General features: G+C 47.2%; 8 protein-coding genes. 3 read left to right on the forward strand and 5 right to left on the reverse strand.

The window, feature by feature from the left end:
- Positions 1-24 precede the first annotated feature (24 nt).
- Positions 25-855 (reverse strand): sugar phosphate isomerase/epimerase family protein, encoded by an 831-nt coding sequence (locus G395_RS0103980; RefSeq protein WP_051349964.1) that lies wholly within the window; start codon positions 853-855, stop codon positions 25-27.
- A 185-nt stretch (positions 856-1,040) separates the two neighbouring features.
- Between G395_RS0103980 and xth the strand changes: the two genes are divergently transcribed.
- Together xth and G395_RS0103995 are read left to right on the forward strand one after the other, a co-directional pair.
- Positions 1,041-1,823: an exodeoxyribonuclease III gene (gene xth, locus G395_RS0103990; RefSeq protein ID WP_026628898.1), complete on the forward strand. Its 783-nt coding sequence runs from the start codon at positions 1,041-1,043 to the stop codon at positions 1,821-1,823.
- Positions 1,824-1,904: 81 nt separating this feature from the next.
- Positions 1,905-2,897 (forward strand): ankyrin repeat domain-containing protein, encoded by a 993-nt coding sequence (locus G395_RS0103995; RefSeq protein ID WP_026628899.1) that lies wholly within the window; start codon positions 1,905-1,907, stop codon positions 2,895-2,897.
- 49 nt (positions 2,898-2,946) lie between these two features.
- Here the strand turns inward: G395_RS0103995 and G395_RS0104000 are convergent, their stop codons facing one another.
- Complete coding sequence (locus G395_RS0104000; protein WP_026628900.1) at positions 2,947-3,807, reverse strand: sugar phosphate isomerase/epimerase family protein; 861 nt, start codon at positions 3,805-3,807, stop codon at positions 2,947-2,949.
- 194 nt (positions 3,808-4,001) lie between these two features.
- On the opposite strand from G395_RS0104000, the gene G395_RS0104005 reads away from it, so the two are divergent.
- Positions 4,002-5,021 carry a ScyD/ScyE family protein gene (locus G395_RS0104005; RefSeq protein WP_026628901.1) on the forward strand — a complete coding sequence of 340 codons (1,020 nt, stop codon included), beginning with the start codon at positions 4,002-4,004 and terminating at the stop codon, positions 5,019-5,021.
- Positions 5,022-5,103: 82 nt separating this feature from the next.
- Here the strand turns inward: G395_RS0104005 and G395_RS0104010 are convergent, their stop codons facing one another.
- The 3 genes from G395_RS0104010 to G395_RS28460 form a co-directional block, all read right to left on the reverse strand.
- The gene (locus G395_RS0104010; protein ID WP_026628902.1) at positions 5,104-8,124 is read right to left on the reverse strand and encodes an ATP-binding response regulator; all 3,021 of its coding nucleotides are present in this window, start codon (positions 8,122-8,124) and stop codon (positions 5,104-5,106) included.
- A gap of 7 nt (positions 8,125-8,131) precedes the next feature.
- Complete coding sequence (locus G395_RS0104015) at positions 8,132-8,524, reverse strand: response regulator (RefSeq protein ID WP_035360361.1); 393 nt, start codon at positions 8,522-8,524, stop codon at positions 8,132-8,134.
- Positions 8,525-8,699: 175 nt separating this feature from the next.
- Entirely contained in the window at positions 8,700-12,914 is a 4,215-nt protein-coding gene (locus G395_RS28460) for a hybrid sensor histidine kinase/response regulator (RefSeq protein WP_051349965.1), read from the reverse strand.
- Between the last annotated feature and the right edge of the window lie 82 nt (positions 12,915-12,996).

Consider the following 12,996-nt stretch of genomic DNA (forward strand, 5'->3'; position numbering starts at 1 on the left):
GTATTTGCCCGAATGTTATCGCAATCAAGGCTTCGCAGAGCCGGGTTCCTGACGATATCGGTCCTTTAAAAGATTCATCATGTATACATTAATGTCCCACTGGCTGGCCACGGGCGTTTGTGCGTATGGTAACGACGGCATGTAAGGTGCAGGGCCGAATTCAGTGGTGACGGTGAGCTGCGACTGCTTTGCATTGTGCGAGGCAACCACCTGGTCCCACCATTGCAAATGTGTTTCGAGCGTTTCGGCCCATTCCGGTGCTCGGGGGTCATTTACCTGCGGCCCTTCGGCGTGCCCTACCCTGCTGTGAACGTGATCCGTATGCGCGATTGCCAATGCAACTGCTTCCGCCTGATCTTCCAACAGCGATTCGTGCACGTTGCACCAGTGCGAAATGTCCAGCGTAATGCGCAAATCCGGGATTTGTGAAAGATATTCGTGCGTAACATGCGCGGCATATAAACTTTTTCCACGATGCGTCTCATGGATAATCGGGATGCCGGATTCTGCTGCAAGCGAAGCAGCCAGATCAAAAAGCCGCTTGTTATGATCAAAGGAAAAGTAATCTTTTCCGGTCTGACAACTTATAAAAACCGGCCCGGCTGCGATCAGGTTTCGAAGATATTTTTCATAATTAGCCGCATGCGCATCAATGCCCCGCTCAAATGACTGCCAATACTGACCAATCAGTTCGAGACCATGCCTGGCCAGCGCTTCCAGTATTACGTCCGTTTCTTCCCGCTCGAAAGGCAGCGCCATCTCAACGCCGTCGTAACCCGCTGATTTTACATGGCTGCAAAAAGTGTCAAAAGGCAATGTGTTGCCCCATTGCGGCGCATAGAACTTGATTTTCATCGCTTGTGTACTGTAAATGTTAATGAAAAAAGGCGTACTCAAGCCCTATTCTACCGGCTTCGGGCCGATAGCAGCAAATGTTTGATAATGCGGGCTGATCATGTCGCCCGGCAAACCGCCAGACTTCACTTTCATCAGGACTGATTTTTATATTCATATTTTATTCAAATCAATGATCGACCGATATGAGAATTGCCACCTACAATGTCAATGGAGTCAATGGCCGGCTGCCGGTGCTGCTGCGCTGGCTGGAAATGACAAAACCCGATGTCGTTTGTTTGCAGGAACTGAAAGCGCCGCAGGAGAAATTCCCTGAAAAAGCTCTATTGGACGCGGGTTATAATGCGATTTGGCACGGGCAAAAAAGCTGGAATGGTGTAGCGATCCTGGCACGGGGCTTAGAGCTGAAAGAAGTGCGCAGAACGCTTCCCGGCTATGAGGATGATCTGCATAGCCGGTACATTGAGGCCATTGTGAACGGAATGCTCGTGGGCTGCCTTTACCTGCCCAATGGCAACCCGGCACCCGGGCCCAAGTTGGAATACAAGCTGCGCTGGTTCGAACACTTTACAGCACACGCTGCGGAATTGCTGGCTTACGATGTGCCGGTCGTCCTGGCGGGCGATTACAATGTGATGCCCACTGAGCTGGACGTTTACAAGCCTGAACGGTGGGTAGACGATGCGCTGTTCCGTCCCGAGGTCCGGGAGGCTTTCAAAAAAGTTGTGGACCAGGGCTGGACGGATGCCATCCGGAAATTACATCCTGCTGAAACGATTTATACTTTCTGGGACTATTTCAGAAATGCTTACGGCCGCAATGCCGGCCTTCGTATCGATCACTTTTTGCTAAGTCCGCATGTGGACGCGCGCCTGCTTGCGGCGGGTGTGGATAAGGACGTTCGTGGCTGGGAAAAATCGAGTGACCATGCACCTACCTGGATTGAGATTGCCGATCCGGAAGAATAAAATTTAAACCGCTTGCTAACCCTGCCCTGCCTGTAAATAAGTAGGAAATCTGCCGCGTGCGAGATTGCTTATTTTGCTTGCATGAAAACAATAACACTGTTTAACTGGGCGGCTGTGAGCGTGTACGCGCTGGGCATACTATGGACGCTGCTCATCGAAAAAACGCAATCGGACCGTATGGCGAGCGGCATGCTCATAATGGTTTACATACCGCTTGCCATACTGGCGCTGCTGAATTACCTGCCTTACAAAACAACCAAGATCATTGCCCTGGCCATCAATATTTATCCGCTGGCTATGGGTATATTTTATCTCGGTCTCGGCCGCGTCATTACAAATTATCAATCCAAAAGCTATGATATTGAACTGACTGAAAAAGCGAATGGCACCTATTATTTTCCGGATCCCGTGAGGCGAAATCTGGCTGCGGCGCTGGCAGCAGGAAATATTGAGGAGCTGAAAACCGCACTGGACCAACCCATTCCTAACATCAATGCAAGCGGCGAAGACCATATAACCCTGCTGGATTTTGCTGCGATGCAGGCAAAGAAGAATCCCAAAGCACAAGTGCTCGAATCTCTTCAATTGTTGCTGGCTCATGGTGCTAAAACCGAGACACCGGATCCTATGCGCACGGCAACGCACTTTCTTGTATTAGCAGATGATCCTGCTTTTCTCGAATTTTTCCTAAAAAACGGGGCAAACCCCAATGCAATAGAAGCAGAGCGTAACTATCCCATCCTTTTTCAAGCATTATTTCTGGATGTGAATGATACGGCTAAGACAGAAAAGGTGAGTTTGCTTCTGGAATATGGTGCCGATCCTAATGCGTTTTCTCCCAAATATGATGAGAATGTCATTGTTTCATCGGCCCTATGCACGGCGGCGGGCCTGGAACAATGGGAAATTTGCAACCTGCTGCTTAACCACGGTGCGAAACCAGATTATCAAACCGCTGGCGGCTGGGACATCCGTAAAGCAGTTGCTTATCAGGACAAGCAGTTTCATAGCTGGGGAAAAGAACCTCCCCTGGAATTTACATCGTTGAAAGAGCGGCTCAGTTCCCTGCCATAGGCATTATAAAATGAAACCGGACTGCTAAGCGACCCGGTTTCGTGTTTATTTAGTAAGTCAGACTTTTAAGATAGGCAATGGTCTGAGGCACCTGAGTAGCGTAACTCGGGCTCTCGTCTTCTATATAGTAATGTTCAATGGACGATTTTTTGGCGGCTTTCAGAATGCCTGGAATGTCGAGTTGTCCGGTTCCTAATGCCACATCGTTTTCAACAGGCGTCCCGCCGGACATGTTCCCCGTAACTCCCTTTTTCAAATCCTTCATGTGCATTAATTTGAAGCGCTTAGGATATTTTGCGATCAGTGCGGCCGGGTCGGCGCCTGGGAAAAAAGTCCATAAAAGATCAATTTCAAAGCTGACATATTTCGGGTCTGTTTTCTGGATCAGATAATCCATCAAAGTGCCGTCTTCATGTTTCTCAAACTCATAACCGTGATTATGGTAGCAGAATGTAAGACCGAATTCCTCTTTCAATTGCTTCCCGATCTTATTGAAATCAGCAACAGTCTGCTGAGCCATCTCTAATGTAAAGGGACCTTTATGCGGAATCCAGGCAACGCGTACAAACTTCGCGCCCAGCGCTTTGGCATTCTCTCCCACTTCTTTCGTTTTGTTCAATGCGTCCGGGTATTGCACACCAAAGGATGAACATTTAATGCCACGCTCATCCAGAAGCTTGCGCAGTTCAGCTGCCGTTTTCCCGAACAAGCTTGAAAATTCCATGTCTTTAATGCCAAGCTGCTGCAATGTGTCCAACGTAGCCGCAGCGTCTTTGGCCAAACTTTTACGGAAAGTGTAAGAAACCATCCCCGGCATGTCAGGGAAAAGAGGTTTTGTTTTTTGGGCAAAAAGCGTGTTGACACCCAATGCAAAGGCAACAGTTGCTACGAGTATTCTTTTGAGTTTCATTTTATCAGTTAAGAAGTTTCATTATTAAGACGAATCATTATCATTCATACCCTACAAACAAATGGCCCCTCGCCTCGGCATTTGGTGTAACATTACCATTAAATAAGAACTCTATATCGGAATAGTCCGTTTGCAGCTTGTTTTATTAATATTGTCGCGTCTAATTTTACTCACAATTCTCTAATCTCTTTCCTATGAAGACAATTCGTTTACTTGGCCTGGGCTTTTTCCTTTTTGCTTCTGCCCTCAGTTGCACCGACCACGCGCCGGATCCTATCGAATTCAGTTCTGCTGAGTTTTCAAAAGGTGCGCTAATTGCTCCGATCGCTATTACCAAGGGAGATAATAACAGACTTTGGGTAACCGAACAAGGCAGCGCAACCGACCAGGGCGACACTTACGACGGCCGTGTTTCCATGATCGGGCCTGATGGCACGGTTTATCCCGCAATCACCGGCTTTTTATCGAAAAGCAGCGTTGAAAAAATGCCTAGCGGCCTTACGCACCTTTTATATAAAGATGGCATGCTATACATTCTTCACGGCGTGGAAGGCAGGCTTTACAAGGCAAATGTTTCGTCCTGGAACCCTGGCGACGCACCTTTGAAAGCAAATGAGCTTAGTTTTGAAGATCTTGGCAGTTTTGTAAAATCTCAGCTTCCTGATCCGGCAACTGCGGAATCCAACTTGTACAACCTGACATGGGGACCTGAGGGAGATCTTTTCATCACAGACGCAGCGGGTAACATGATCATTCGCAGAAAAAGTGACGGCTCCAAAAGCGTATTTGCTACTTTCCCGGATTTCGACAATCCTAAAAAACCTGTGGGCGGCCCGACAGTGGATTTCGTTCCTACGGGCATCGCTTGGGATGGCAGCAAGTTCTACGTTACATCTTTAACAGGTTTCCCTTTCAATGAGGGCCTGGCTGAAATCAAAACTGTTGACCAGCATGGCAATGTATCGGATCATAAAAAAGGATTCACAACACTGGTGGATGTTGTACTAACAGACAGCAATAAGCCATTGGCTGTACATTTCGCTAATTTTTCATCCGCTTTCATGTTTGAGCAAAATACAGGAACAGTTACCAGCGAAGACGGTGCTGTTGTTCTGGCCGGACTGAACATGCCAACGGACATTGAAAAAGTTTATACAAACACTTATTATGTCGTTTCCCTTGGAAACAGTAAAGTGTATAAGCTTACCTATTAATACTGATCAACTATCCTATTAACATAAAAAAAACGCCTTCCTTATCTGGGAGGCGTTTTTTTATGGAGCTAAAATTAAAATGCTAAACAGGAAGCCAGATGTTAAACACAGCACCATTACCCGGGCTCGAATGTGCCGAAATGTAACCGCCGTGCTGCTCCACGATTTTCTTAACAATGCTCAGCCCGATCCCCGTTCCTGAATATTCGTGCTTGCCGTGCAGCCGTTGAAAAAGGCTGAAAATCTTTTCGCTAAACTCCTGTTCAAACCCGATTCCGTTGTCTGAAAATGTAATGTGATGGAACAGCTGATCGTGATTAATGGCAGCATACGCCACCACATTTGCCCCGTCAACGATTTCTGCTTTGATGGTAATTACCGGGTTCTCAGTAGAAAATTTGATGGAATTGCTGATCAGATTAGAGAAGAGCTGGTTAATCTGAAAACTATTTGCCCTGATAACGGGCAGGTTATCGTAATGGATAACAGCTTGTTTTTCAGCAATAAGTAGCTCAAAATCGATTTCAATGTTCTCCACAATTTCATTAAGATCCACCGCAGTGTGGTCGTCGCCTGTCTTGGCCAGCCGGCTGTATGTCAGCACCGACTGGATCAGTTCACTCATGCGCTGTGCCGACGATGAAATTTTCCGGTAGTACATGGCCGCCGTGTTCTCGTCGGCTTTGTTTTTCTGAATTAAATGGATAAATGTCTGGATTTTTCGCAATGGTTCCTGCAAATCGTGGCTGGCAATGTAGTTGAACGATTCCAGTTCCTTGTTGGCCAATAAAAGATCCTTTGTGCGTTGCTGCACCTGCTGCTCTAACTCTTCTGTAAATAACTTCTGGCTCTCCTCGATCCGCTTGCGGGCCCGTTGAATTTTGATTTGGGATGTAATCCTGGCGAGCATTTCATTGGATGAGAACGGTTTTACCAGATAGTCATCCGCGCCAATTTCATAACCTTCAATTTTGGATTCTTCTCCGGCCCGGGCGGTGATCAGGATCACCGGAAGCTGGCTGGTCTCCGGATTGGCTTTTACACGCCTGAGCAATTCGATACCATCTATTTCCGGCATCATAATGTCACTCAAAACGAGCGTAGGCTTATACTTTCGTATTTTGTCAAGTGCGTCCGAGCCGTTGGTTGCCGTGATGGTTTCATATCTCGTTGAGACCAATGACTCAATGTGCTGGCGCATATCCGCATTATCATCTACAATCAGCACCAGTTCATTTGCTTCTCCTGATCCTGCCTCAACCTCTGTGCTGCTATCATCTGGCAATAACGCTTGCTTGTCCACCAGCGCCGCTGCTTCCTGTACATATACATTTAGGCCTGCATTCGCCAAGCCGCCGTCATCTTCCAGAATTTGGGTATGGGATAAATGTTTGGTGCCAAATGGCATGGAAACCGTAAAGCAACTTCCCTCACCTTCAACGCTTTCTACCTCGATGTTACCGTTATGCAGCGAAATGAGCTCCTTAATCAGCGACAACCCAATTCCAGTCCCTTCATATGTTCGCCCTGCCGTACTTTGGATCCGGTGGAAACGCTCAAACATATGCGGCAGCTCGTTCTCCGGAATCCCCACACCGGTGTCGGCCACGGTAAGCACGGCATGGTCACCATTGGCAAAAAGTCTGACTGTTATAGCGCCTTCCAGTGTAAATTTGAAAGCATTTGACAACAGATTGAAAACGATTTTTTCCCACATCTGACGGTCCAGATAAACGGGCGGAAGGTTGGCGTCAACTTCAACATTATATTGAAGATCAGCGCTTTCTATCACCGATCTGAAATTCGCCGCCAGGTTACGGGTGTATGTCGCCAGATCTGTCGATACAAAATTGCCCTGATGACGGCCGCTTTCAATGCGACTAAAATCCAGCAGTGAATTGACGAGCTTCAACAGACGCAACGCATTCCGATGCGTTACTTCAATACTTTGCCTTTCCGCACTATTGAGGTTGCCTGCAGGCTTGTTCAGCAATTCTTCCAGTGGTCCAAGGATCAGCATCAGTGGTGTACGGAACTCGTGGCTGATGTTGGTGAAAAAGAGCGTCTTAGCCTTATCCAATGCTTCCAGTGCCTCAGCGCGCTTCCGCTCTTCCTCGTACGCGAGCGTATTGTTCACACCCAGCGCAATCTGGTCCGCAACTACTTGAATAAAATTCCGGTATGCGTCGTCGAATTTGCGATATGGATTGAGTCCAACGGTAAGCACCGCCAATGGAAACTGGCGGTTAGCGGATTTTATAGGAATATCCACAAAAATCCGCGGCGCAATGTCCCACGCGCCCTTCGGGATCTCTTTCCACTGCCCATCCACGACCGATTCCACGATATGATTTTCCTGAATGGCCTTTATAATGCCGGGAGCGGCTGTTTCTGGGTTGGTCAGGTTTATTAACCCACTCACAGGAGCTTCCTCAAAGCCGGAGCACGCGACGATCTCAGCGCTGCTGCCATCCATTTTGATCTTATAGACCATAGAAAAAGGGAAATCCTGAGGATTCCCTGCAAGCGCTTTTGTTGCCTGCGCGTACACTTCCTGTTCGTTTTTCTTCTGTGCAACTGTATCCAGCAACTGCATTGTCCTCAATGCCCGCTCGTTGATAATCCGGTCTGTATCAGCTGTGTTATAGCAAATTATGCCTGATGGAAATCCGTCTGCGCCCAGCACGGGTGTGTACGAAAATGTGTAATAAGTTTCTTCGGGAAAGCCGCTTCGTTCCATGATCAGCAGCTGGGATTCCACGTAGGTCCCTTCGTCTTTTTTCATAGCCCGCGAAAGCAGTGGTTCAATGTCTTTCCAGATATCTTTCCAAACCACCGAAGCCGGCTGGCCTAATGCGACAGGATGCTTCCCGCGAACGATATCGATATATGCATCATTGTAAAATTTAATCAATTCATCCCCCCAGCCGATCCAGATCGGTTGTTTCGAGCTGAGCATGATCCGCACGCAGGTTTTAAGGCTTTGCGGCCATTGTTCGGGGATGCCAAGTTTAGTTTTTTCCCAATCTAATTGCCGGATGCGTTCGCCCATTTCGCCTCCTCCTACGAGGAATTCCAGCTTTTTTAACTCATTATCTACCATGAAATGACTAGAAAAGGGTCGTTACAATTCTTTTAATTTCTTCCTTTACCTCATCCGTGTTGGCGTGTTTCTTAATAAGCCCCGCTGCTCCGAGTGCCTTGCATTGCTGAACAATGGCCCTTTCATCGGAAGTCGAATACATAAAAGCAGGGATATGAATGAGCGACGGCCTTTTTTTCATTTCTGCTAAAAATTCCATACCATTCATTTTGGGCATATTGATGTCTATGAAGATGACATCGGGAGAGAATGCGGGTTGTTCCAGTTTTTCGAGCGCCTGGATCCCGTCTTTGGCAAAAAAGCATTTAGCATCAGGAAGTGCGTCTTCCAGCATGATAGAAAAAATTTCCTGATCTTCGATGTCATCGTCAACCAGGAATACAATCAAATTTTCAAGCATTTTCACAAGTTTCGGGCAAGCGCATCTGCGCAATGCAAGATAATAAAAATCCTGACCTCCACGCCAGCAGTGGTTTTGCAATGCTCCCGAAAACTGCGAGCTTGTTTAGTCGGTACATTGATAATCCTTTATGAAAAATCGTAACCTGGTCGTAACAGAATGCTTTCAAGCACTTCTATCCAGCCGAAATACAAGCCATATATGCCCTCTTTAAAGATGATGTAATGTCGTCGTAGCGCAGGGGTTTGGAAATGTAATCGTCCATGCCGGCGGCGATGCATTCTTCGCGGTCTTCCTTCATAGCGTTGGCGGTCATGGCAATGATGTAAGGTTGCTCGATCTCCTGTTTGCGGATCAGGCGCGTGGCTTCCAGACCATCGATTTCGGGCATCTGAACGTCCATGAAAACAACGTCGAATTTTCTGGTAAAGGTTTTGGCGACCACCTCAGCGCCGTCGCGGGTAACGATCGGGCTGTAACCCAGTTTTCCGAGTATTTTGACAAACAGTTTCTCATTAATCTGATTATCCTCAGCAATCAGAATGTGCAGCGGATACTGAATAGCAAATGCCTCCGAGAGTGGCGATTGCACCGCAGGTAAAACCAGCTTGGCCGAGTCGCCCTGATTTTTCAGCTCCATCTGGATCAACTGCCCAAGCTGCTGATGCTTAACCGGTTTGGTCAGAATAGCGGCGAATAGATCTTTAAAAGTATGGCGTTTTTCGTCGCCTACCGAGCTGAGCAGGAAAAGAGGCAATGCTGGGAAGCGCCGCTTAATGATCCCGGCCAGTGTAACGCCATCCATTTCAGGCATTTGCTGATCCGTAATGATCAGGTCGAACTTCATGCCGCTATCCAGAATTTCGAGCGCCTGTTTTCCCGATGACGCAAGCGTGGGCACCAGTTTCCATTGCTCCATTTGTGCTTGGAAAATCCGCAGATTGGTCTCATTATCATCAATGACCAGGACGGCTTTGCCATCATTTTCAGAAGTGTTAAAATGCACATATTGCCGCTGGGATTCATGGCTGACCTTTGCCTGGATAGAGAAATGAAAGCTGGTTCCCTTGCCAGGCTCGCTGTCGACGCTGATTGTTCCGCCCATCAGTTCCACGAGGCGCTGACTGATCACCAGCCCGAGCCCCGTGCCTCCGTACTTGCGCGTATGGGACGAATCGACCTGTGAGAAGGCGACAAACAGGCGGTCCAGCTTATCTGCCGGGATGCCTATGCCCGTATCTTGAACCTGAAAGCTGATTTCCAGTTCGTCATCACTGACATACTTAACCAGTTTTACAATCACCAAAATTTCACCCTCATGCGTGAACTTGATCGCATTTCCGACAAGGTTGATCAGGATCTGCCGCAACCGCTGGCTGTCGCCAATGATCTGGTTGGGCACCTGTGGACTGATCTGGTAAACAAGGTCCAGACCAATCACCGCCGCTTTGGAAGAAAATATATCCAAAACCGCCTCAATACAATCGCGAAGATTGAAACTAATGTGTTCCAGCTCCATATTTCCCGATTCGATCTTCGAGAAATCCAGGATATCATTGATTACCATGAGCAGGCTGTCGCCACATTTGATAATGGTGTCGGTATATTCAGTTTGTTCCTCATTCATAGGCGTTTGCGCTAGCAGCAACGCCATACCAATCACCCCATTCATAGGCGTGCGAATCTCATGGCTCATCGTTGCCAGAAACACGCTTTTGGCCATGTTCGCTTTTTCCGCTTCCTGCCTTGCCACCAGTTCTCTTTCGTTCTGATTCTGCAAACGGGAATTCATTGTTTGCAGGTCCGCGGATTGCAGTTCAAGTTCGTGCTTTTGCCGGATCACCTCAACGGTGCGTTCTTCAACCTGCTTTTGCAACAAATCCTTTTGCTTTTTCATAGCGCCGATCCGCCAGCGGTAGAACCAGTAAATGAGGCCCGCTGCCAACAAAACCGCCAATGTGCGGAACCAGAGCGTTTTCCAGAATGGTGGCGTAACGTGCAGGACAACGCTTGTTCCCTGCTCGTTCCAGACTCCATCATTATTGGAAGCTTTTACTTTGAAGACATATTTACCAGGATCGAGATTGGTGTAAGTCGCTTTTCTGTTCGTCCCGCTGTAAATCCAGTCCTTGTCAAAACCGACGAGTTGGTAAGCATACTGGTTCTTTTCAGAAAGTGTGTAATTCAGCGCGGTAAACTCAAAGGAAAGCATGGACTGCGCGTAGGAAACGGTAATTTCTTTGGCTGCGCTGATGTGATTTTTTAAAGGCGATCCCTCCTCCTGGTTTTTGATGGGTTGATTGAAAATCTGAAAATCAGTGATAAAGACGGGTGGGACGTATGCATTGTATTTAATGCTGTCGGGATGGAAAAAATTGAGCCCATATTGCCCTCCGATATATATGACTCCTTCTTTGTTTTTAAACAGGGAAAGACGGTTAAAAGAACCCTGCTGCAAGCCATCACTGAAATCGAAGTTGCGGAATTCACCAGTTTTTGGATTAAACCTGGAAAGGCCTTTATTAGAACTTATCCAGAGCAAGCCCCGGTCGTCCTCGGTGATTGCCTGAACGACATTATTAGGCAAGCCATCCGATCGCTGATAATGCTTAAAAGTGTTCGTTTTTTTGTCTAACAAATTGAGACCGCCACTGGTCGCAACCCAAATGTGTCCGTTTCTATCCTCATAAATGGCATTGACCTGGTTATTGGACAAGCTTGTGATTTGTGCAGGATCCGATGTGAATCTGGTAAACTGGTTGGTTTTCTTATTGTAACGGTTCAGCCCGCTTCCCTCGGTTCCTACCCAGAGATTCCCAGCGGAATCCACCATTAACGAGAGAATCATGTCGCTGCTGATAGAGCCCCGAACATTGGCGTCCGCCCGGAATTGCGCTACGTTCCCCGAAGTCCTATCGTATTTCAGCAAACCTCTCGACGTCCCGATCCACATGCAATGCTCGCTTTCATCATTGATCATCACATGAACATTGGCATAAATTGTAGAAGCCGGATTTTCACTTTGGTTTAAATTCTTAAATGCATTGCTTTTCTTATCATACAAACTCAAACCGCCCTTGTAATTTCCCACCCATATGTTTCCATCAGCGTCCTCGCAAATGGCGATTGCATAGTTACTGGCAATGCTGCTTTCGTTTTTAGGATTGTGCGTTAAATAAGTAGTATGGTTGGTTTTAAGGTTCACCACGTTCACTCCTCCTCCATCTGTCCCTGCCCAGATCTTTCCCTCATTGTCTTCAATAACAGTCAGTACGTTATCATTATTCAGACTTTTCGGATCGTTAATATTCGTTTTCAACAGGCCAAATTTCAATGGTTCCCGGTCCATTACATTAATCCCGCCGCTGTAAGTGCCGACCCACATGGTGCCCAGTGGATCGCAAAACATGCTGTATATAGATCCATTATTTAGCCCGCTCGCATCATTTTTGTCATATGTATAATGGGCAAATTGGTTGTTTTCCTGCAACACATTAATGCCCCCGTTCCTGGTTCCTACCCAAAGTCGGCGGTTTTTGTCTTCTTCCAGAGAGATGACATCGTTATGAGAAAGTCCTGTCGACTGCTGATCATCGTGCCGGAAAATGGTGAACGTTTTTCCGTCCGCATTCAAAAGATTAAGACCTCCGCCTTCACTGGCCACCCAAATTCTGCCGCGGGAATCTTCCAGAACCTCATTCAGATCATTGCTACTAAGGGATGCCGGATTTTGAGGATCGTTTTTATAAATGACAAACCTTTTTGCAGCCGCATCAAAACGGTTGAGTCCTCCTCCGCTGGTGGATATCCAAACGGTCCCCTTCCGGTCTACCGTAATGTCGCTCACCACATTGTGGCTCAAAGTGCCGGCAACGCGAGGACTATTTGAATAATTTTGAAATGTGTTTTTTTCCGGATTAAAGACGCTTACGCCGCCTCCTATGGTGCCCAGCCAGAGATTTCCGGCCTTGTCCTGATCAATGGCATGCACCTTATTGTGGCTGACGGTGTTGTTATTCCCCGCTTTGTGCAGATAATTTGTGAAAGTTTCCTGTTCATTGTCAAACCGGCTCAGCCCTCCATCGTCCGTGCCGATCCAGAGCCTGCCCTGTTTATCTTCAAATATGGTATGAATATAATTGTGGCTGATGCTCTGTGGGTTACGGGGGTCATTCCTGTAAACTGTGAATTTGTAACCATCAAACTTATTCAGTCCGTCCTGGGTGCCAAACCACATGAAACCGCGCCTGTCTTTCACAATGCAGGTCACATTGTTTTGAGATAAGCCGTTTCCGGTCGTTAAATGTCGGAATATTGCCTGCTTATGCTGAGCGAACGAAGGGGTAAATAAGTAAAGAAGAGAAAAGAGGAGCGTAAAGGTTTTATGCATGCAGGGTCACAATCAATTTACAACTATTTCTACGTAAATTAGATGTAAATTATCACTCTGCAAATATATTTTGTAAATAAAA

It is taken from the genome of Dyadobacter alkalitolerans DSM 23607 (assembly GCF_000428845.1).
In the GTDB taxonomy this organism is placed as follows: Bacteria; Bacteroidota; Bacteroidia; order Cytophagales; family Spirosomataceae; genus Dyadobacter; species Dyadobacter alkalitolerans.

Bases quoted from the DNA above. Each gene is read 5' to 3' on its own strand.
- G395_RS0103980 (WP_051349964.1), bottom strand. From the start codon at position 855: ATGAAAATCAAGTTCTATGCGCCGCAATGGGGCAACACATTGCCTTTT.
- xth (WP_026628898.1), top strand. From the start codon at position 1,041: ATGAGAATTGCCACCTACAATGTCAATGGAGTCAATGGCCGGCTGCCG.
- G395_RS0103995 (WP_026628899.1), top strand. From the start codon at position 1,905: ATGAAAACAATAACACTGTTTAACTGGGCGGCTGTGAGCGTGTACGCG.
- G395_RS0104000 (WP_026628900.1), bottom strand. From the start codon at position 3,807: ATGAAACTCAAAAGAATACTCGTAGCAACTGTTGCCTTTGCATTGGGT.
- G395_RS0104005 (WP_026628901.1), top strand. From the start codon at position 4,002: ATGAAGACAATTCGTTTACTTGGCCTGGGCTTTTTCCTTTTTGCTTCT.
- G395_RS0104010 (WP_026628902.1), bottom strand. From the start codon at position 8,124: ATGGTAGATAATGAGTTAAAAAAGCTGGAATTCCTCGTAGGAGGAGGC.
- G395_RS0104015 (WP_035360361.1), bottom strand. From the start codon at position 8,524: ATGCTTGAAAATTTGATTGTATTCCTGGTTGACGATGACATCGAAGAT.
- G395_RS28460 (WP_051349965.1), bottom strand. From the start codon at position 12,914: ATGCATAAAACCTTTACGCTCCTCTTTTCTCTTCTTTACTTATTTACC.